Genomic DNA, 19,850 nt, shown 5'->3' with positions numbered 1-19,850 from the left:
CTAGGTCGTGTAGAACGCTATGCAACTAAATATTCCAACTTGGCTAACTTTATTTCGTGTCGCTTTAATTCCATTCTTTGTTTTGGTGTTTTATTTACCATTTAAAGATGCTCCCCTTATTTGTGCCATTATTTTTATGGTAGCTGCCGCCACTGACTGGTTTGACGGTTTTTTAGCCCGCCGTTGGAAGCAAACCACTCGCTTTGGGGCTTTCCTTGATCCAGTTGCGGATAAGGTAATGGTTGCTACAGCATTAGTATTAATTACTGAACACTATCATGTATGGTGGATCACTTTACCGGCAGCGACCATGATCGCACGTGAAATTATCATCTCATCACTAAGAGAATGGATGGCTGAATTAGGTAAACGTAATAGTGTGGCAGTTTCTTGGATTGGAAAAGTGAAGACTACCGCACAAATGGGTGCACTTGTTGTGCTATTATGGCGTCCGACTATTGAAGCTGAGTGGTTCGGATTTGTATTGTTATACATTGCGACGGTATTAACATTCTGGTCTATGTTCCAATATTTGAGTGCTGCATGGTCAGATTTGCGTGAAGCTTGATCGAAATGACTGAAAATTCACCGAACAGTCAAAAAGATGCAAATATAGTGTTGACTAGATTCAGGAAATCAGTAGAATGCAACGCATCGAAAGGCACAACGGTTTACAGAAATAAATAAGTAAATCAGCAAGTTCGGTAAAGCGGGAATAGCTCAGTTGGTAGAGCACAACCTTGCCAAGGTTGGGGTCGCGAGTTCGAGTCTCGTTTCCCGCTCCAATCTCTTAAGAGATTGAGCAGTTGAGGCGCGTTGGCAGAGTGGTCATGCAGCGGATTGCAAATCCGTGTACCTCGGTTCGATTCCGGGACGCGCCTCCATAAATGCCCAGGTGGTGAAATCGGTAGACACAAGGGATTTAAAATCCCTCGGCCTTTAGGCTGTGCGGGTTCAAGTCCCGCCCTGGGCACCACTCCTAATTGAGAGAGTGGTGTAAAAAGACCATAAATAATGGCATTGGGTAGTAGTTAGTCGTCCTTACCAGTAAAAATTAGTTATAATTTTACGGACGCACCACAGAATTTAGCCCAGGTGGTGAAATCGGTAGACACAAGGGATTTAAAATCCCTCGGCCTTTAGGCTGTGCGGGTTCAAGTCCCGCCCTGGGCACCATATAAAATACGGACCTTAATTTAGGTCCGTTTTTTCTTCTAACCACAACGCTGATGGTTGGTATAGGAAAAGTAGTTTTAGCGTAATAAATATTGTTATTAGCTACATAAAGTTAAAACAAAAAAATGATTTAAGTTTATTTATTATGTACTTAACTAATAAATAAGTGCCAAAAATAAATAAATACAATTTAGCCCAGGTGGTGAAATCGGTAGACACAAGGGATTTAAAATCCCTCGGCCTCTAGGCTGTGCGGGTTCAAGTCCCGCCCTGGGCACCATATAAAACTTTACTACTACTTTAGTAAGTTAAAAATACTAAGCCACCCAATAGGGTGGCTTTTTGCTTTCTAAACACCTCGCTTTCACTAAACCAAGTTATAACACACCTAGAATAATTTCATAAAATGACTATCATTTTATAAAACCGTGATGTTATATTATAACAAAATGTCATGGATAGTTTTGTTTATGTGGATAGTTAATTTTAAAAATTTCTCTTGGCGAGCAGTTTCGATATTGATGTCTTTCTTTTTATTGATGACTACACCAAAAGTTTTAGCACATCCTCATAGCTTTATTGATATGCAAACAACTTTTAATACACAAGATGATAAGTTAATTGGATTAACTTTTTCTTGGGTTATGGATCCGATAACCTCAATGGATATTCTGTACGATATATATAATGCGCAACCAGAAAGTGATATTTGGAAAAAACAGGCGGCGAGATTAATGAGCAATATATTATCTCAGAACTATTTTTCCGAGTTTTATATGGATGGGAAAAAACAAAAGTTCCGTCGTATACCAAGCCATTACACTCTTATAAAAGAGAAGTTACAGGTGAAGTTTAGCTTTGATGTGCTATTTATTACCCCATTACCATTTGCTAAACATCATTTTGAACTTTTAACTTATGATCCCACTTTTTATGTCAGCATGACCTATCGTGACAATACACAGATCATATTGCCTTTAGAAATGATCGCTGATTGTAAACACAAACTGATTGAACCTTTTGCTGATGAAAGTTTAAAAGAATATGCACAATCATTAGATATCAATGGCTCTGCTGATAGTGATTTAAATTTAGGGCTCTCTTTTACACAACGAGTACAAGTATTATGCCAATAAATATAACGAAGGAAAGGGGACTACTAATTAGCTTACTCACAGTGATAGTCAGTTGTTTGTTATTGATTGCTTATTATTGGTCTGAACTAACTTATTTTAATGTTCAATGGCAAAAAGTTATCAATAGCTATCTTGCAGAATTAATGCAAGATATTAGCGAAAATAATTGGCAAGTAGGTTTTATATTAATAGGTGTTAGTTTTTTGTATGGGTTACTGCATGCTGTTGGCCCTGGGCATGGAAAAGTCATTATTAGTACTTATATTGCTACTCACCCGACCAAATTAAAACAAAGTGCGTGGTTAAGTGTCCTTGCTTCATTGCTACAAGGTACAGTTGCCATAGTTATCATTACTGTTATATTAATAATATTAAACCTATCAAGCTCTCATTTAAAAATAGCAAGCCATTACATTGAAAATAGTAGCTATTTATTAATTTCATTATCTGGCATTATTATTTTTATCCAGTCTATTCGTCGTTTATTGTCAGACTATAAAAAGCGTGCTTTTTATATTAAACAGGCAACACCTATCATCAAGCGATCTAGATATCTCTATAAACATAAAAGCAACCAAACCATCTCACAAACATCATGTTGTGGTCATAAACATGTGGTGACTTCCAATGAATTACAAGGGAATTGGTCAGCACAATTGTTGGTACTATTCGCTATTGGCAGCCGCCCTTGCTCTGGCGCATTGTTAGTATTGTTATTTTCTTATGCATTAAATATCTATCTTTGGGGAATAGCGGCTGTCATTGCAATGGCAATAGGAACGGCTTTAACCATTACTGCAATTGCATTAACAGTTTATTATATGCGAAATGTTGCTTATCGGTTTTCGGTAAAAAATACTAACTTATCTTTTAGGTATATGGCGGAGTTACTACGTCTATTAGCAGGAATATTGTTTATATTTTTAGGTATAGTTATGTTTAATAGTGCAATAACGTTAAATAGAGAAGATATAATGCCGTTATTTCGTTAATAGTTACAGGTTAATGACATGGCAATGTAAGAAAACGCAGACTTTCCTTAATAGAACGCCTGCGTTTCAAATATTAGTTATTTTGCATATTGGTATTATTTTTTTCTAACCATTTTTGCATTTGTTCAATTTCAGGGCCTTGTGCATCAATAATAGCTTGTGCTAATTTGCGCATTTCAGGATCAGTACCATACTTTAGCTCGATTTTTGCCATATCAATTGCTCCCAAATGGTGAGCGATCATTCCCTGCGCAAATGCAACATCTGCATTATCACTATTCATTCCTTTTGCCATATTTTCATGCATTTTATTCATTGAATCCATGAGCTCTTGGTTCATAGGAGAGTTACTCTGTACCACATTAGTACTCATATTCATATGTGAATTATTGGCTATTGCACCAAAAGAGAGTGAACCCATTAAAACGATGGCGATAGGTAAAACTTTTTTCATCAGTGTTCCCTTTATATTGTATGAATTATCTTTATTCTAAAGATTCCCCTTAGGGGAAGGTCAAGGTTACAACTAAAAGTTTAGAATACTTTACTTTTAATGACGTTTTATCTTATAAAGTATTATCAATATGCTTGAATAAATAATCGTTTTAATGGCTATAATGAAAACCAGATATACTTGCGATAAATCTTATTTTTAACGCATATCCAAATAATAATTAAAATCAGAATTTAAGTATAATAACTTAACAATATTTAAATTATAATAATAAATTATTTCTTATGCCAATAGGGCTACCTGTCTGCGTAATAAAATGTAAAAAATAAAAAGAATTGTAATCAATATTGAATATGAATGGCTTTAATTATATACAGATACAAAGATGATTAGTGATGTGGGGGCTTTCATGAAACAAATAATTATTATTGCAGGAGGAATTATATCATTGACTATTATGATTGCTATTTTTGTTGCAATCTTAGTTGTTTCTGTATTTAAAGAAGATACCGTTGCTGCTTGGAATAATAGCCGTAATGTTATTGAAAACTCCTCAACACAAATCAACGATATGTTTTCTTTTGTCAAAGGTAAGCGTGATGATGTCATGGCACGTTATCAATCATTAGAAAACAGTGAAAGTTGTAATCAACTCGTGTCTAAATTAGACAGTGTTGAAAAAGCACTAGCGGAAGGTAGTTTGTTACTTCCTCGGTCATCAATTGAGCAAATTTTTGCTATTAAAAATAGCCTTAATGATAGCTCATCTCCAGCCCAAAGCTTTGCCTGTGAGCAAGCTATTCAATTTATAGACAGAATTAATCCATAAGTATTAAGCTACTGTATAGTTATTCTCTTTATTTTTATAATATAGACTCTCTATTATTAGACTAACTGCAACAATAAGCCCGTGAAGATCTATTTATAATAGCATGAAATGGTTATCATTTTTTATTAATAAAAATGTGATTCAGTAACGCTATTTTTCCTTGCCGATCTCCCTTTTGCGATCCAAATAAAATGTTAACGTTAAAAAGAAGCCAATGTAGGGATTTAATTTAGCGTTATGCCTATGCTAACATAATAGGCTGATTCGTTTTAGTCAGATGTTTTTCTATTCATTAGTTTGTTTTTATCTTTACTTATCGCTTTATAAAACACACTTTATTATCTATTCTATTTAGATGTTATAAAATATAACGATGGGTATTTGCGCTTCTTTTTATGAAATTCACTGGCAGTAGTACATAAGTATCTTTTATCTATTTATAAAATTCACTGAAAAGTATTTAAACAATTATGAATATCACTACACCCAATAGCGTTAATGAAGTAAGCCGTAAAACAGCGTGGATCAGGGTAATTATTCTATCATTTGCTGCTTTCGTATTTAATACGACAGAGTTTGTACCTGTTGCATTGTTAAGTAATATTTCTGAAAGTTTTGCCATGGTGCCGGCTCAAACAGGGTTGATGATCACTATTTATGCTTGGGTTGTTGCCCTAATGTCTTTGCCATTAATGATAATGACCAGCAAAGTAGAGCGACGTAAGCTACTGATTATTTTGTTTATTGTATTTATTCTAAGCCATGTCTTATCTGGCGTGGCATGGGATTTTAATTCGCTAATTGTAGGTCGGGTTGGAGTCGCTTTTGCTCATGCTGTTTTTTGGTCGATTACTGCCTCATTAGCAATAAGAATGGCACCCCATGGTAAAAAAGCACAAGCATTAAGTTTATTAGCAACCGGTGTTGCACTAGCTACCGTGCTGGGTTTACCTCTGGGAAGGGTGGTTGGACAATGGTTAGGATGGCGAGCTACCTTTTTGGGTATAGGTGTACTGGCGCTGATAACCATGCTTGCTTTAATGCGCTATTTACCTTTATTACCAAGTGAACATTCCGGCTCGTTAAAAAGTGTCCCAATATTGCTAAAACGAGCACCATTAGTGGGTATTTTCTTACTAACGGTGATCGCAGTAACCGCTCATTTTACTGCTTATAGTTATATTGAGCCTTTTGTTATTGATATTGCAAAATTAGATGAAAATTTTGCCACTATTGTATTACTGATTTTTGGCGGTGCAGGAATTTTGGGGAGTGTGTTATTTAGTCGCTATAGTACCAAAATGCCAACCTCATTCTTATTCTTTGCACTTATTCTCTTAACCGTATGCTTAAGTACGCTGATGATGAGTAGCCAACATACACTCACATTTATTGCCTTAATCATCTTTTGGGGGATAGGCTTTATGTGTATTGCGTTAGGATTGCAGGTTAAAGTGATTGACTTAGCACCTGATGCAACAGATATCGCCATGTCGATCTACTCAGGTATCTTTAATATCGGTATTGGGGCAGGGGCTTTGTTAGGTAATCAAGTAATATTGCACGCGGGAATGCCAAATATCGGCTATGCAGGAACAGCCTTAAGTATTATTGCACTAGCGTGGTGTGGCTTTATTTTTACCCGTTATCGTGTTGCGATGGGAGGCAAACCTCGCGAAAAAAACCGGCTCCATTAAACAAAATCTATAAATAGCATTTTAAGGCATCTATTGCGCTGAATAGATGCCTTTTTTGTTGTTCTAAAATAGATATCACAGAAATATCTTGTGATAGAATTCACAAAATTGAATTTGGATCTTAGTAGGGCGAAGAAATGAATGGATTAACTTACCTAATATTAGCCATTATATCTGAAGTTATTGCAACAACGGTGTTAAAAGCATCCGATGGCTTTAGTCGATTATATCCATCTATTGTCGTCGTGGTGGGGTATTGTTTTTCTTTTTGGGCGCTATCTCAAGTTGTGAAAGTCATGCCACTGGGCATTGCATATGCAATTTGGAGCGGATTAGGTATTGTTTTAGTTTCTGTTGCGGCTGTTTTTGTCTATCAACAAAAACTCGATTTACCCGCCATCGTCGGTATGACATTAATTATTGCCGGCGTCTTAGTGATTAACTTACTTTCCAATAGCACCTCACACTAATCAGAGATAACAGAGATAATTTAGGTGTTTTTATAATGCAAAGAAAAATGAAAGCAACGTGTTTTTTGTTGATGTTGACCAGCTTTGCGTTGCTTACTGGCTGTAGTCAATCTAAACAAGCACAAAATACCACCGCTCAAGTGATTAATAGCAATAAAACGATAGCGACCACACCTTCTATTCCTTTAGAGGAACCAGCAAAAGAGACCTGTATATTTTCTGGCGGAGTGCCTGCGTTAACTTATGAATTACACGGTGGTCAAACACCCGTTTGTCAATTTGCTAATGGTAAACGTTGTAGTGAACAAGCGTTGATTGATGGTGCCTGTATTCCAGGTTAATACGCTTGGGGATATGCATAAATAAATGATAATTAGAAAAATAGGCGCTTAATGTCTGATTAAGCGCCTATTTTTGTGATGATAATAATTTATCTGCGCTCTATCTTTCTATAGCTAACAGTAGCGTATGTTAGTCTTTTTTGGAAAAAGAAGAGGTGACTTGGCTGATTAATACTAATAAACCAACAATAAAATAAGCAGAAAAGATAATTAACATCCATTGTGGCATTTCTAATGACAAGAACCGCCATTGGCTAACAGAACAATCCCCCGATGCTTGGAATACGGCAGGGAACCAATCTTGCAATGCAAACCAAGAAGGCAAGGTAACAAAGAAATCACAAGTTGCAAAAGGTGATGGATTAAGAATAAGTTGCGTATGTTCCCAAGCCAGTTCAATACCGCGGTATGAGGCATAAAGCCATAAAAAACTACCCGCCATGCGCATTAGTGTCAGTTTTGGCGAAGAAAAACCAATTAATGCGGCAACTAAGATCCCTAATACAGCAATGCGCTGATAAACACACATCACACAAGGCATTAATTCCATTCCGTACTGAAAATACAATGCCGCACCTTCAAGACCAATTGCCGTTAATGCCAGCAGTAACCATGAAAAACGACTTTGTGACCAGTGACGAAGAGCACTCAACATAACAATGTCCATGATAATATTGAAATAAGTTGTTATTCTGCCTAAAAACTAGACTAAAAAAAAGGTAAAATCTCTTATTTCACAAATATTTACATTAATAGGTGTTTTTATGAAAAAATAGGGCTTTTAAACATTAAAAGCCCTAAAAAATACTCATTTCATGATGGTTTTTTATGGAATAGCGATTAAGCCAATTTCATATAACCAATGTGTCATAGGCACGAGCCAGAATTCTACAGCCAGTAATCCTAACAGTGTCATAACGATGGTATAAGGAAGTGCCATCATCACCATACGTCCATAAGATAAGCGGATCAGCGGGGATAATGCAGAAGTTAATAAGAATAAGAAAGCCGCTTGTCCGTTTGGCGTTGCCACTGACGGTAAGTTAGTCCCAGTATTAATTGCGACACCAATATGTTCATATTGAGATTGGCTAATTAATCCTTCTTGCAATGCGCTTAATGCTTCACTGATATAGACCGTACCCACAAATACATTATCTGAAATGGCAGAAAGTAGGCCATTAAAGAGATAAAAGAGTGACAGTTGTGAAGATTCTGATGCCTGTAGAACAAATTGAATAATAGGACCAAATAGCTGTTGATCAATAATCACGGCAACAACGGAGAAGAATACTGTAAGTAATGCGGTGAAAGGCAGTGCTTCTTCAAAAGCTTTACCTAAAGCGTGCTCTTCAGTGATACCACAGAAAGTGGTGGCTAAGATAATAACAGAAAGACCAATAATACCGACCTCAGCAAGGTGTAAGGCCAGTGCAACAATTAACCAAATACCAATTAATGCTTGGATTAATAACTGGGCTTTTTCTTGTTGAGTTCGTTTTTCACTGTTCTTTTTATCGTAATCAGTGAGAACTTTACGCACTAATTCAGGTAGCTCGGCACCATAACCAAACAACTTAAAGCGCTCAACCAAATAACATACTGCAAGTCCAGCAAAGAAAACGGGAATAGTAACGGGTGACATCCTGATAAAGAAGGTGACAAAATCCCATTCTAGGTGTTTTGCAATGATCAAGTTTTGTGGCTCACCAACCATCGTCATCACACCACCTAATGCTGTACCAACACCGGCATGCATCATTAAGCTACGTAAGAAAGCACGGAATTGTTCTAAGGTCTGTTTTTTCTCTGTGCTATCAATAAAGCCATCATTGCTTAACTCTGCATCAGCCTGGTTAGAGGCAAAGTTATGGTAGATGGAATAGAAGCCTAAAGAAACACTGATCACCACGGCAATCACGGTTAAAGCATCTAAAAAAGCAGATAAAAAGGCACTAGCAAAACAGAATGCTAATGATAATAAGCGTTTAGATCGAATAGAGAGGAGTAATTTTGTAAAAGCAAATAGAAGTAATTGCTTCATAAAATAAATACCCGCAACCATAAAGACCAGTAATAAAATGACTTCAAGGTTGTTGGCTATTTCATGACCTATTTGTTTCGGCGTTGTCATACCAATAATGACGGCCTCAATAGCAAGTAATCCCCCTGGTTGTAGCGGATAACATTTTAATGCCATGGCTAAAGTGAAGATAAACTCAACAACGAGTAACCAGCCAGCAATGAAAGGGTCAACAAAGAAAAAAATCAGTGGGTTGATGATTAAAAAAGTAATAATAGCAAGCTTATACCAATCAGGGGAGTTCCCCATGAAATTTTTCAGTAATGCTTGTCTTATACTCATATCCATTATGTTTTTTATCCTCCGAATAGAGATTTTAGGCGCCTAAAATGCGCAATCTAGTCATAATACGCTCTAATCGCTGTGAAATTAAGCGTATTCGTAAATAATAAATTGATAAAACAGTGTCATGTTTTATGATGCCATTCACTATTTAGCGATGGTTGAGCTATATCAAAATTAAGCATTCTGATATTATCTTTTCTATTATTAGCAGAAAAAACGCTTCGGAAGAAATAAAAATATGGTTATTAAGGCTCAAAGCCCCGCAGGTTTTGCGGAAGAGTACATTGTTGAAAGTATTTGGAACAACCGTTTTCCACCAGGTTCTATTCTGCCCGCAGAACGTGAGCTTTCCGAATTAATTGGTGTGACAAGAACGACATTGAGAGAGGTTTTGCAACGTTTAGCTCGTGATGGTTGGTTAACTATCCAGCATGGAAAACCAACCAAAGTGAATAACTTTTGGGAAACGTCAGGTCTTAATATTCTTGAAACTGTCGCGCGTCTTGATCATGATCGCGTGCCACAATTAATCGATAATTTATTAGCCGTAAGAACGAATATCTCAGCAATTTTTATTCGCACGGCATTTAAAAATAATCCAGAAAAATCCCTAGAAGTACTGACTCATCAACTAACGACTGAAAATAGTGCTGATGAGTTTAGTGAGTTGGACTATAACATTTTCCGTGGTTTGGCATTTGCCAGCGGTAATCCTATTTATGGATTGATCTTAAACGGACTTAAGGGATTATATACCCGTGTAGGGCGTTATTATTTCTCTAATGTTCAGGCGAAAGAGTTGGCGCTATCATTTTATAAAAAATTGGCGTTGCTATGTGAACAAAAAGATACTGAGCATGTTATGGACTGCGTTCGCCAATACGGAAAAGAGAGTGGCATTATTTGGCATGAGCTTCAATCGCCACTACCTAGTGACTTAGAAGAAGTAAAACGTTAATTCATCGCGTTTATCCTGTCTTAACATCAGCATTGGATCTTATTGATCCAGTGCTGATTTTTTATTATCCAGAAAATGGTAGTAATAGAAATATGATGACTATTATTGGAGAAGTGAAAGAATAGCGGGCTAAAAACAGCAAGCCTAGTTTAACCATCCATTTTTAGGTGATACTTTAATTTGGCTATTTTTAGTAAAAAAAATTTGAAACATATCTCATCTTAATATTATATTCTGATAATGATAAGTTTTTTGGTTTTTCATAAAAATCGCATGATGGGTTTTTATTGGCTTATTTAATTTATATTTGAATAATATATTTATGTATTATTTTTATAAAAAGCGCTAAATACTCTATCAACTTGATTTTTAAATAGAATTAATAATTGCTCTGCAAAACTAACACTGTTATTACTAATTAAATGTGATTTGACTCTAAAATTTGCTTTTTTGTGGTGCTAGATGATTATTCTGTGCTGGCTTTTTGTGTATGGAATATTATTCTTATGTTATATCAATGTAAATTATTTGGAGTCTAGCCATGAAAGTGATCATCTTAGGTGGCGGCGTTATTGGTGTAACAAGTGCGTGGTACTTAGTACAACAAGGGCATGAAGTCATTGTTGTCGATAGGCAAAGTAGTGCGGCAGAAGAAACGAGTGCAGGTAATGCAGGGCAAATATCTCCGGGTTATGCAACACCTTGGGGTGCTCCGGGTATTCCATTAAAAGCAGTAAAATGGATGTTTCAAAAACATGCACCTTTAGCGATCCGACCTGATGGCTCACTGTTCCAATTACGCTGGATGTGGCAAATGCTACGTAATTGTGATGCTTCTCATTATGCGATGAATAAGAGTCGTATGGTGCGTATTGCTGAGTATAGTCGTGATTGTATCCGTCAATTACGCCAAGATACCGGTATTGAATACGAAGGACGCCAAGGGGGAACGTTACAGCTATTTCGTGATCAAAAACAATTTGATAATGCCGCTAATGATATTGCTGTATTAAAGCAAGAAGGTGTGGCTTATGAACTGCTAACAGCCGAGCAACTAAAATCAGCAGAACCCGCTTTAGAGCATGTGAGTCATAAACTTACCGGAGGATTACGTCTTCCTAATGATGAAACGGGTGATTGCCAAATCTTTACTAAGAAGCTGGCTAAAATGGCTGAAGAGGCCGGGGTTACTTTCTTATTTAATAAAGAAATAAAACACCTACTTTTTGATGGTGATAAAGTCACCGGTGTGCAATGCCATGATGGTTTATTGACCGCAGATCACTATGTTGTCGCCATGGGATCGTACTCGACTGAATTTTTGAAAAACAAAATCACAATTCCGGTTTATCCTTTAAAAGGCTATTCATTAACCATGCCTATTATTGATGCAAGCAGAGCACCAACATCCACTATTTTAGATGAAACATATAAGATTGCGGTGACTCGCTTTGATAATCGCATTCGTGTGGGCGGTATGGCGGAAGTGGTAGGTTTTAATTTGAATATTTTAAAATCACGTTGTGAAACGCTCAAAATGGTTGTTCAAGATCTCTATGAGGGTGGTGGTGATATCAGTAAAGCGACATTCTGGACAGGCTTAAGGCCAATGACGCCAGATGGTACACCGATAGTTGGGCCAACCGCATATCGTAATTTATCCCTAAATACGGGGCATGGTACATTAGGATGGACGATGGCATGTGGCTCAGGACAACTGTTAGCTGATTTAATATCAGGTAATAAAACGGCAATTGCTGCAGATGATCTCTCCGTGTTCCGTTATATCGATGGATTTAATACTAAATTGCTCCGTCCAGGGCAAAAACTTGACGCTGTTTATTAATTAAGGAGAGACGATGTCCAGACCTGCCAAAATTAGCATAAATTTAGATGCGCTGAGTCATAATCTTTCGGTGATCAAATCGAAAGCGCAGGGAAGTAAAGTATGGTCAGTGGTTAAAGCTGATGCTTATGGACATGGTCTTTCTTGTGTTTGGCCCGCATTAAGTCATACCGATGGTTTTGCCTTAATTGAATTAGATAAAGCAATTATGCTAAGAGAGCAAGGATGGGTAGGCCCCATTCTTTTGCTTGAAGGTTTTTTCAAACCAGATGATGTGTATTTATTAGAGCGTTATTCATTAACGACGGTTGTGCATGCTGATTGGCAATTTGAAGCCATTGAGCAAGCGCAATTAGAGCGGCCTATCAATATTTATCTGAAACTCAATAGTGGCATGAATCGGTTAGGTTACCGACCAGAAGACTATCAGCAAGCCATACAAAGAGCAAAACGCATAACTAATATTGGCTCTATTGTACAAATGTCCCATTTTGCCAATGCTGATACAGGGCTGAATATGGCGACACAAAAACAGATTATTGATAGCTCAATGGTAAATGATTTACCGCGCTGTTTAGCCAATTCTGCGGCTATTTTATTTGAACCACAAACCCATCATTCATGGGTTCGTCCCGGTATTATTTTATATGGTGTATCCCCCTCTGGGGTGTGGCAAGATATTGCTGATTTTGATTTGCAACCTGTGATGACCTTTAACAGTGAAGTATTAGCTATTCAGTCAGTAAAAAAAGGTGAGCAAATTGGTTATGGTAGCCGATATACCGCACAACGTGATATGAGAATTGCTGTTGTCGCTTGTGGTTATGCTGATGGTTATCCAAGGCATGCCCCAGATGGTACACCCGTTATCGTTAAAGGACATAAAACACAATTAGTTGGGCGTATTTCAATGGATATGCTTACTATTGATGTAACCGATTTGCCGGATGTTGAACATGGAAGCCCTGTTGAGTTATGGGGAAATCAATTACCGGTTGATGAAGTTGCACTGGCTTGTGGCACTATTGGTTATGAATTACTGTGCGCTATTGCACCGCGAGTGGCGGTTGAGGTGACGATAAATGTAGCAAACTCTACTTTTTCTGATCTAAATGAAAGTTGTTAATAATCACTAAACTAGAATAAGCTTAAACTTATTTTGATTTGGTGATCCTATGAGTAACGGCATTACATTGCGTGTGAAAGGAAAGGTTCAAGGTGTTGGCTTTCGCCCCTTTGTTTGGCAATTAGCACATCATTTTGGTTTATTAGGGCAGGTGAGTAATGATAGCTTAGGAGTATTGATACACTTAACATTATCGCCGCAAAATCAACACTTTATTAATGCATTAACGGCTCAATGTCCTCCTCTTGCACGCATTGAACGTATTGAACAAACACCTTATCAATGGGAGCAACTCCCCACGAACTTTACTATTGTAAAAAGTGGTGGTGGAGAAATGGATACACAAGTTGTACCTGATGCAGCGACTTGTCAGGCTTGTATTGATGAGTTGTTTGATCCACAAAATCGTCGTTATCATTATCCTTTTATAAACTGCACCCATTGCGGCCCCCGTTTTACTATTATAAAAAAAATGCCTTACGACAGGCCTTTTACCTCTATGTCTGCGTTTCCATTTTGTCCGATTTGCCAACATGAATATCAAGATCCCGCAGATAGACGTTTTCATGCACAACCTAATGCCTGTCCTGTCTGTGGACCTCATATTTGGTTGGCAGATCATCAAGGGCAACAACTTGCAATAAAAGAGCGGGCATTAACGCAAGCTTGTCAGGCGCTATTAGCGGGAAAAATTGTTGCTGTAAAAGGCATTGGTGGCTTTCATTTAGTCTGTGACGCACGCAATAGTGAAAGTGTTGCGCGTTTAAGAGCGCGTAAACATCGTCCAGCCAAACCACTTGCGGTGATGTTAACCGGGATTGAGCAGCTCCAAAAACCGGACGATAATGCCGAGTTTTACTCAAAAGTGATAGAAACATTAACCAGTACCGCAGCACCTATCGTACTTATTCCTAAAGAAATCGCCCCTATTTCATTAAGTGAACTGATTGCACCTGGATTAACAGAAGTAGGTGTTATGTTACCAGCTAATCCTTTGCAACATCTTCTCGCACATGAAACACAAATTCCATTAGTCATGACCTCTGGTAATGCGACGGGACACACTCCTGCATTAACCAATGAAGAGGCGTTAAATCAGCTTGGTGATATTGCAGAATTATTTCTAATGCATAATAGGGAGATTATACAAAGAGCGGACGATTCATTAGTGCGTATTGAAGATGATCAGTGTGTGATGATCCGCCGTTCACGGGGTTATGTACCAGATGCTATCGCATTGCCAACCACTTTTGATGCACAACCTGCAATTTTGGCTTTAGGAGGGGATCTGAAAAATGTGTTTTGTCTCTTAAAAGAGCACCAAGCTATTATGGGGCCGCATTTAGGTGATTTAGATGATTTAAGTGTGAGGCAACAATTACTGAAATCGCTCACGCTGTTTCAACAGATCTATCGTTTTACGCCCAAAGCGATTGCCATTGATGCTCATCCTAATTATATCAGCCATCAAATAGGTAAACAGCTAGCTGAACAGCAACATATTCCTGTTATAGAAGTTCCCCATCACCATGCACATATTGTCTCTTGTTTAGCAGAGCATGGACATACACAGCAACAAGGCGCAGTAATTGGTATAGCCCTTGATGGTTTAGGGTATGGACAAGATGGCTCTTTATGGGGAGGCGAGTGTTTGCTGGTGGATTATAAAAAATCCCAACGTATTGGCGGGCTACCTGCGGTTGCTATGCCGGGAGGAAATTTAGCTTCAATACAGCCTTGGCGAAATTGGTTCGCACATTTAGCTACTTTTACAAAAGATTGGCAAGGTAGTGTTATCACCCAAGCAATTCCGCTCACTGAGTTACAGATTTTGAGTAAGGCAGTGGCTCGTGGTTTAAATTCACCGCTAGCATCATCTTGTGGACGATTATTTGACGCAGTTGCTTGCTCTTTGGGATTATCACCTAAACAAATAAGCTGGGAAGGCGAAGCGGCATGCTACTTACAAAGCGCTGCGTTACAGTGTCACGTAGATCGGTATGCTGATATCATCAAGCAATATGGACATTTAATGCCTGTAAAAGATAAGCATGTTGATTTGTCCATTTTCTGGTCACAATGGGAAAGCATCACATTGAATACCAGTGAGAAGGCTTGGTTATTTCACTATTTATTAGCCGAAAGTTTGGGTGATATTGCTCTGCAAGCTGCGCAAGAACATCAGATTGATACTATTGTTTTAACAGGAGGGGTATTCAATAATATCTTACTTAAGGATCTGTTTAAGCAAAAATTAAACAATAAAAAGGTATTAACCCCTATGATATTGCCATCTGGTGATGGTGGAATTGCATTAGGACAAGCACTTATTGCCAGTCATTTTATGTAAAAAATAAAATGATTGTAATCTATTAGCTAACTTTTAGTGCACCATAACAACAGTCGTTTTTTGGTCACTGTTTTATCAAAGACAATATGGAAAATCATCGTGAGTAAAAAGAAAATTGTTATTTCTTTAGCCATAATCGCTGGATTGAGTACACCGACAGCCTTCGCGGGAGAATGGTCAATAGGGGGTTCTGTATTATCACAAGTAACACCTTATAAGGGTGCTAAATCTAAAGACTATTTATTACCTGTACCTTTGGTTAATTATCAATCTGAAAATTTCTATTTTGCGACATTAGCCGCAGGATATTATTTATGGAATTCACCGAAAGATCAGCTGTCTGTCGATGTTCACTATTACCCACAAGCATTTAAACCAAGTGACTCTGATGATGAGCAGATGAAAAAACTTAATCGTCGCCGTGATACCGTCATGGGTGGATTTACCTATAAACATCATGAGTCATGGGGAAGTTTACGAGGGATTATTTCTGGTGATCTTTTAGGTAAAAGTAATGGCATTATTGCTGATGCTGCTTACCTTTATCCTTTTGAACTAGGCAATTGGTCACTTCAACCGGGAATTGGTGCTGTTTGGGAAAATAAAAAGCAGAATCGTTACGCATATGGGATTAGTCAGGGAGAATCTCAGCGTAGTGGTTTAGCTGAATATCGACCAAATGATAGCTGGAGACCTTATGTTGAAATCTCAGCTAACTATAAGCTTGCTGAAAACTGGGATTTCTTCGCGATGGGACGAGTGGATCGCTTACCCAGCGAAGTTAAAGATAGCCCGATGGTAAATAAATCGGTAACGGCTATTTTATGGACAGGTGTCACTTATACTTTCTAACGGTAAAACGGTAAGTTAAGTTGCTTTCGATAACTAAAAGCTTCGAATTTGTTCGAAGCTTTTTTCGTTCGACAAAGTAGAGTGGCAAACTATTTTTCAGCAATATTTTTGCGTACACGTATCACAGCAGATAAACGCCCAGGATGAACATTATCCGGCTTAAGTGGACGATGAATACGAGCTGTTTCAACACATGCCATTTTACGGTAACCACCTGAGCTCATATCTTTCATTGAACTGGCGAGTTCTGCACCCGGATTCCAACAAACGACATCACTGTGATGATAATGGTGAACCTCAATAGTACGATCCCAACCATCATCATGAATAAGATTAAAATCTTCAGGTTCAGTATAAAGTCTGTCAGTACGGCCGTTAAAGCGTAGGGCTGTTTCGTCGGTATAAACTTCTTTATCCGCTACTGTGTCAATATAGTGACCACCAAGGCCTGTAATGGAAACTTTATCGATATCACTGACATTAAAATAGGAGTGTAGCGCCGCAGTGGCTTCATAGTCACCGTATGACTCTAATTCAATTTCACAGGTATCACCTAATTTAAATCGAGCAATAACAGTAAATTCATGAGGCCAATACTTTTGAGTTTGTGCACTTTCTTTGAGTGTCATGGTGATAAGCACTCCGTCTTCTTGTTCAGAATGAGCACTAAATTCCCAAGGTAAGATACGTGCAAATCCATGGCTTGGGGTTCCCGCTGAGGCAAACCAAGGCCAACAAATAGGGATACCACCACGAATAGCAACACCGGGAGTAAATAAGGCATCTTCACTGAGCCACAAAACGGGATGCGTTTGTGCGGGTTGCCATGCGATAAGATGGGCACCTTGAAGACTAATAGCCGCACGTACTTTGGGGTGAGAGATCACCAGAATAGGGAGTTCACCTAATTGGCGTCGACTTAAGTAAGGTGATATTTGTTCAATAACCGGCAAAGAAAAAATTTTCTCATTCATTATTTTATAACCTTATGTCGCGGACTATTTGAATACAATAAACTGCCGAGTAAAAAAATAAAAGAGCCACCGAAAGGGTGGCTCTAAAATCAATCTTGGCTTTCTAAACTCTAATTATTTAGAGATATGAGAAATCAGATCTAGAACTTTGTTTGAATAACCAACTTCGTTATCGTACCAAGAAACTAATTTAACAAAGTTGTCATTCAGCGCGATACCTGCTTTAGCATCGAATACTGAAGTTAATACTTCACCGTTGAAGTCAGTTGAAACAACTGCATCTTCAGTGTAACCCAGAACGCCTTTCAGTTCGCCTTCGGCAGCTTCTTTGATTGCTTCACAGATTTGAGCATAAGTTGCTGGTTTTTCCAGACGTGCAGTTAAGTCAACAACAGAAACGTTAGGAGTAGGAACACGGAAAGACATACCAGTCAGTTTGCCGTTCAGTTCAGGAATAACTTTACCTACTGCTTTAGCAGCACCAGTTGATGAAGGGATGATGTTTTGAGAAGCACCACGACCACCACGCCAGTCTTTCATTGAAGGACCATCAACAGTACGTTGAGTTGCAGTTGTTGCGTGAACAGTTGTCATCAGACCTTCAACGATACCGAATTTGTCGTTGATAACTTTTGCTAAAGGCGCTAAGCAGTTAGTTGTACAAGATGCGTTAGAAACGATATCTTGACCTGCATATGATTTGTGGTTTACACCCATAACGAACATAGGTGTGCTGTCTTTTGAAGGACCAGTCAGAACAACTTTTTTCGCACCAGCTTGGATGTGTTTACGTGCAGTTTCGTCAGTTAAGAACAGACCAGTTGCTTCAGCAACAACATCAACACCAATTTCGTTCCATTTCAGGTTTGCTGGATCTCTTTCTGATGTTACGCGGATGGTTTTACCATTAACAACGAGGTGGCCATCTTTTACTTCAACAGTACCGTTGAAACGACCATGAGTTGAATCGTATTTCAGCATGTATGCCATGTATTCTGCGTCTAACAGATCGTTAATACCTACGATTTCGATATCTGAACGTTCTTGTGCAGCACGGAAAACGATGCGGCCGATACGACCAAAACCATTAATACCTACTTTGATAGTCATATGTATTCCACCAGCTTTATTAGTGAATTAAAAAGTTGCTTCTAAAGTTACCAAAACCGCGCCAGTCGTCAAGCGGAATCGTGTCAATAATTGCAAAAAATCAATTAAAAAAACACTTTTTGCTTAAGGATTGGTCGTTTTAGATAAATATTACGCTGTGTATTATCGGGATCATTGCCGATAAATGAAGTTACCTTTGCTCCGTTATGTGAAATGTATCACATTTCAAAAACTAAAGATTACTCTCATTGATTTTAGACTATATTTTCCAGATTTGTTGTTAAATCTTTGTTATTATTTGCTGTTGTTTTAAAAAACATTTTTGTCAGTGTGAGGTGTTTATGAGCAATAATGAAAAAAAAGTGCATATTTCAAGTGATAACAATCACATTGATTTATCAAACCTCAATGAAATGCAGCATTATGTGACGCAACAGCGGGGTACTGAACCGCCGTTTAGTGGTAAATTATTACATAATAGAGAAACAGGTATTTATCATTGCTTATGTTGTTCTGCGCCTTTGTTTTATTCGGAAACTAAATTTGATGCAGGATGTGGCTGGCCAAGTTTTTATCAACCTGTAAGTGATGATGCAATTCTTTATCTTGATGATTTTTCGCATAATATGAAAAGAACAGAGATCCGCTGTCATCAATGTGGTGCTCATTTAGGGCATGTATTTAATGATGGCCCAGCACCGACAGGACAACGTTATTGTGTTAATTCTGCCTCTTTGGCATTTAGCAATACAGAAACAGGTGAAGTGCAAAAGGGCTAAACAGTTACTATTAACAATAAATTAACAAATAAAAAAACGATTCAGCTTTTGCGTGGTAATTTGATATATGGAGCAATCAATGGAAGTTAATGATTTAATTTCAATGGTCACACCTGAGATTTATCAACGTCTTTCTACCGCAGTTGAGCTAGGTAAATGGCCAGACGGCGTTGCACTCACGGCAGAGCAAAAAGAGCATTGCATGCAAATTGTTCTCTTATGGCAAGCGCAGAATAACCATAATCCGGAACATATGACGGTTGGCACAAACGGACAAATTACGATGAAAAGCAAACAAGAGCTAAAAGCGCAATTTCAAGCTGAACGTTTAGCCACATTAACACCAATGGATGATGATTAAGACGTTTTTAAATTTAAATAATGAAAGTTAG

19 protein-coding genes and 5 tRNA genes are annotated in these 19,850 nt (G+C 38.0%); 19 read left to right on the top strand and 5 right to left on the bottom strand.

Annotated elements, in window-relative coordinates:
- Positions 1 to 19: 19 nt before the first annotated feature.
- The 8 genes from pgsA (at position 20) to AACQ49_RS15105 (ending at position 3,304) form a co-directional block, all read left to right on the top strand.
- Positions 20 to 568, top strand: a complete 549-nt coding sequence (gene pgsA, locus AACQ49_RS15140; RefSeq protein ID WP_004243285.1) for a CDP-diacylglycerol--glycerol-3-phosphate 3-phosphatidyltransferase — start codon at positions 20 to 22, stop codon at positions 566 to 568.
- A 141-nt stretch (positions 569 to 709) separates the two neighbouring features.
- A tRNA-Gly gene (locus AACQ49_RS15135) sits at positions 710 to 785 on the top strand.
- Between the two features lie 25 nt (positions 786 to 810).
- Positions 811 to 884, top strand: a tRNA-Cys gene (locus AACQ49_RS15130).
- A 5-nt stretch (positions 885 to 889) separates the two neighbouring features.
- A tRNA-Leu gene (locus tag AACQ49_RS15125) sits at positions 890 to 976 on the top strand.
- A gap of 113 nt (positions 977 to 1,089) precedes the next feature.
- Positions 1,090 to 1,176 (top strand) — tRNA-Leu (locus AACQ49_RS15120).
- Between the two features lie 193 nt (positions 1,177 to 1,369).
- Positions 1,370 to 1,456 (top strand) — tRNA-Leu (locus AACQ49_RS15115).
- A gap of 190 nt (positions 1,457 to 1,646) precedes the next feature.
- Positions 1,647 to 2,312 (top strand): DUF1007 family protein, encoded by a 666-nt coding sequence (locus AACQ49_RS15110; RefSeq protein WP_036907901.1) that lies wholly within the window; start codon positions 1,647 to 1,649, stop codon positions 2,310 to 2,312.
- Positions 2,303 to 3,304: a nickel/cobalt transporter gene (locus AACQ49_RS15105; protein ID WP_041701154.1), complete on the top strand. Its 1,002-nt coding sequence runs from the start codon at positions 2,303 to 2,305 to the stop codon at positions 3,302 to 3,304. Before AACQ49_RS15110 ends, AACQ49_RS15105 begins: the two co-directional genes overlap by 10 nt.
- Positions 3,305 to 3,377: 73 nt before the next feature.
- On the opposite strand, the gene copM is transcribed toward AACQ49_RS15105, so the two are convergent.
- Positions 3,378 to 3,758: a CopM family metallochaperone gene (gene copM / locus AACQ49_RS15100; protein WP_049197407.1), complete on the bottom strand. Its 381-nt coding sequence runs from the start codon at positions 3,756 to 3,758 to the stop codon at positions 3,378 to 3,380.
- A 409-nt stretch (positions 3,759 to 4,167) separates the two neighbouring features.
- On the opposite strand from copM, the gene AACQ49_RS15095 reads away from it, so the two are divergent.
- From AACQ49_RS15095 to AACQ49_RS15080, 4 genes are all read left to right on the top strand, one after another.
- On the top strand, positions 4,168 to 4,587 hold the full coding sequence (locus AACQ49_RS15095; RefSeq protein ID WP_135050041.1) for a hypothetical protein: 420 nt from the start codon (positions 4,168 to 4,170) through the stop codon (positions 4,585 to 4,587).
- A gap of 470 nt (positions 4,588 to 5,057) precedes the next feature.
- The gene (locus tag AACQ49_RS15090; RefSeq protein WP_004248248.1) at positions 5,058 to 6,284 is read left to right on the top strand and encodes a sugar transporter; all 1,227 of its coding nucleotides are present in this window, start codon (positions 5,058 to 5,060) and stop codon (positions 6,282 to 6,284) included.
- Positions 6,285 to 6,421: 137 nt separating this feature from the next.
- Positions 6,422 to 6,754, top strand: a complete 333-nt coding sequence (locus tag AACQ49_RS15085) for an SMR family transporter (protein WP_004243278.1) — start codon at positions 6,422 to 6,424, stop codon at positions 6,752 to 6,754.
- A gap of 35 nt (positions 6,755 to 6,789) precedes the next feature.
- Positions 6,790 to 7,095 (top strand): putative hemolysin, encoded by a 306-nt coding sequence (locus AACQ49_RS15080; protein ID WP_004250912.1) that lies wholly within the window; start codon positions 6,790 to 6,792, stop codon positions 7,093 to 7,095.
- A 130-nt stretch (positions 7,096 to 7,225) separates the two neighbouring features.
- On the opposite strand, the gene dsbB is transcribed toward AACQ49_RS15080, so the two are convergent.
- Positions 7,226 to 7,750 carry a disulfide bond formation protein DsbB gene (gene dsbB / locus AACQ49_RS15075; protein ID WP_004248244.1) on the bottom strand — a complete coding sequence of 175 codons (525 nt, stop codon included), beginning with the start codon at positions 7,748 to 7,750 and terminating at the stop codon, positions 7,226 to 7,228.
- Positions 7,751 to 7,921: 171 nt separating this feature from the next.
- Positions 7,922 to 9,466, bottom strand: a complete 1,545-nt coding sequence (gene nhaB / locus AACQ49_RS15070; protein WP_004243275.1) for a sodium/proton antiporter NhaB — start codon at positions 9,464 to 9,466, stop codon at positions 7,922 to 7,924.
- Positions 9,467 to 9,701: 235 nt separating this feature from the next.
- On the opposite strand from nhaB, the gene fadR reads away from it, so the two are divergent.
- The 5 genes from fadR to AACQ49_RS15045 all read left to right on the top strand — a co-directional run bounded on the left by fadR (position 9,702) and on the right by AACQ49_RS15045 (position 16,595).
- The gene (gene fadR / locus AACQ49_RS15065; protein WP_004243274.1) at positions 9,702 to 10,421 is read left to right on the top strand and encodes a fatty acid metabolism transcriptional regulator FadR; all 720 of its coding nucleotides are present in this window, start codon (positions 9,702 to 9,704) and stop codon (positions 10,419 to 10,421) included.
- Between the two features lie 541 nt (positions 10,422 to 10,962).
- Positions 10,963 to 12,267: a D-amino acid dehydrogenase gene (locus AACQ49_RS15060; protein ID WP_004243273.1), complete on the top strand. Its 1,305-nt coding sequence runs from the start codon at positions 10,963 to 10,965 to the stop codon at positions 12,265 to 12,267.
- Positions 12,268 to 12,280: 13 nt separating this feature from the next.
- Positions 12,281 to 13,393, top strand: a complete 1,113-nt coding sequence (alr, locus tag AACQ49_RS15055) for an alanine racemase (RefSeq protein WP_036918459.1) — start codon at positions 12,281 to 12,283, stop codon at positions 13,391 to 13,393.
- 49 nt (positions 13,394 to 13,442) lie between these two features.
- Positions 13,443 to 15,743, top strand: a complete 2,301-nt coding sequence (gene hypF, locus AACQ49_RS15050) for a carbamoyltransferase HypF (protein ID WP_135091589.1) — start codon at positions 13,443 to 13,445, stop codon at positions 15,741 to 15,743.
- Between the two features lie 99 nt (positions 15,744 to 15,842).
- Complete coding sequence (locus AACQ49_RS15045; protein WP_004248240.1) at positions 15,843 to 16,595, top strand: MipA/OmpV family protein; 753 nt, start codon at positions 15,843 to 15,845, stop codon at positions 16,593 to 16,595.
- Between the two features lie 89 nt (positions 16,596 to 16,684).
- Here the strand turns inward: AACQ49_RS15045 and AACQ49_RS15040 are convergent, their stop codons facing one another.
- The gene (locus AACQ49_RS15040) at positions 16,685 to 17,569 is read right to left on the bottom strand and encodes a D-hexose-6-phosphate mutarotase (protein ID WP_004243269.1); all 885 of its coding nucleotides are present in this window, start codon (positions 17,567 to 17,569) and stop codon (positions 16,685 to 16,687) included.
- 114 nt (positions 17,570 to 17,683) lie between these two features.
- On the bottom strand, positions 17,684 to 18,679 hold the full coding sequence (gene gapA, locus AACQ49_RS15035; RefSeq protein WP_004243268.1) for a glyceraldehyde-3-phosphate dehydrogenase: 996 nt from the start codon (positions 18,677 to 18,679) through the stop codon (positions 17,684 to 17,686).
- Between the two features lie 341 nt (positions 18,680 to 19,020).
- Between gapA and msrB the strand changes: the two genes are divergently transcribed.
- Complete coding sequence (gene msrB, locus AACQ49_RS15030) at positions 19,021 to 19,458, top strand: peptide-methionine (R)-S-oxide reductase MsrB (RefSeq protein ID WP_004243267.1); 438 nt, start codon at positions 19,021 to 19,023, stop codon at positions 19,456 to 19,458.
- A gap of 79 nt (positions 19,459 to 19,537) precedes the next feature.
- On the top strand, positions 19,538 to 19,819 hold the full coding sequence (locus tag AACQ49_RS15025) for a YeaC family protein (protein WP_004248238.1): 282 nt from the start codon (positions 19,538 to 19,540) through the stop codon (positions 19,817 to 19,819).
- Positions 19,820 to 19,850: the final 31 nt, after the last annotated feature.

This window comes from Proteus sp. G2675, from assembly GCF_963886535.1.
GTDB lineage: Bacteria > Pseudomonadota > Gammaproteobacteria > Enterobacterales > Enterobacteriaceae > Proteus > Proteus mirabilis.
Note: the sequence above shows the minus strand (reverse complement) of the source record. Positions and strands in the feature narration are given on the sequence as shown.

Coding starts and splice junctions, on each gene's coding strand:
- dsbB (WP_004248244.1), bottom strand. CDS start 7,750: ATGTTGAGTGCTCTTCGTCACTGGTCACAAAGTCGTTTTTCATGGTTA.
- pgsA (WP_004243285.1), top strand. CDS start 20: ATGCAACTAAATATTCCAACTTGGCTAACTTTATTTCGTGTCGCTTTA.
- AACQ49_RS15025 (WP_004248238.1), top strand. CDS start 19,538: ATGGAAGTTAATGATTTAATTTCAATGGTCACACCTGAGATTTATCAA.
- AACQ49_RS15105 (WP_041701154.1), top strand. CDS start 2,303: ATGCCAATAAATATAACGAAGGAAAGGGGACTACTAATTAGCTTACTC.
- fadR (WP_004243274.1), top strand. CDS start 9,702: ATGGTTATTAAGGCTCAAAGCCCCGCAGGTTTTGCGGAAGAGTACATT.
- hypF (WP_135091589.1), top strand. CDS start 13,443: ATGAGTAACGGCATTACATTGCGTGTGAAAGGAAAGGTTCAAGGTGTT.
- AACQ49_RS15040 (WP_004243269.1), bottom strand. CDS start 17,569: ATGAATGAGAAAATTTTTTCTTTGCCGGTTATTGAACAAATATCACCT.
- AACQ49_RS15090 (WP_004248248.1), top strand. CDS start 5,058: ATGAATATCACTACACCCAATAGCGTTAATGAAGTAAGCCGTAAAACA.
- AACQ49_RS15060 (WP_004243273.1), top strand. CDS start 10,963: ATGAAAGTGATCATCTTAGGTGGCGGCGTTATTGGTGTAACAAGTGCG.
- alr (WP_036918459.1), top strand. CDS start 12,281: ATGTCCAGACCTGCCAAAATTAGCATAAATTTAGATGCGCTGAGTCAT.
- copM (WP_049197407.1), bottom strand. CDS start 3,758: ATGAAAAAAGTTTTACCTATCGCCATCGTTTTAATGGGTTCACTCTCT.
- nhaB (WP_004243275.1), bottom strand. CDS start 9,466: ATGGATATGAGTATAAGACAAGCATTACTGAAAAATTTCATGGGGAAC.
- AACQ49_RS15085 (WP_004243278.1), top strand. CDS start 6,422: ATGAATGGATTAACTTACCTAATATTAGCCATTATATCTGAAGTTATT.
- AACQ49_RS15110 (WP_036907901.1), top strand. CDS start 1,647: ATGTGGATAGTTAATTTTAAAAATTTCTCTTGGCGAGCAGTTTCGATA.
- AACQ49_RS15080 (WP_004250912.1), top strand. CDS start 6,790: ATGCAAAGAAAAATGAAAGCAACGTGTTTTTTGTTGATGTTGACCAGC.
- AACQ49_RS15095 (WP_135050041.1), top strand. CDS start 4,168: ATGAAACAAATAATTATTATTGCAGGAGGAATTATATCATTGACTATT.
- gapA (WP_004243268.1), bottom strand. CDS start 18,679: ATGACTATCAAAGTAGGTATTAATGGTTTTGGTCGTATCGGCCGCATC.
- msrB (WP_004243267.1), top strand. CDS start 19,021: ATGAGCAATAATGAAAAAAAAGTGCATATTTCAAGTGATAACAATCAC.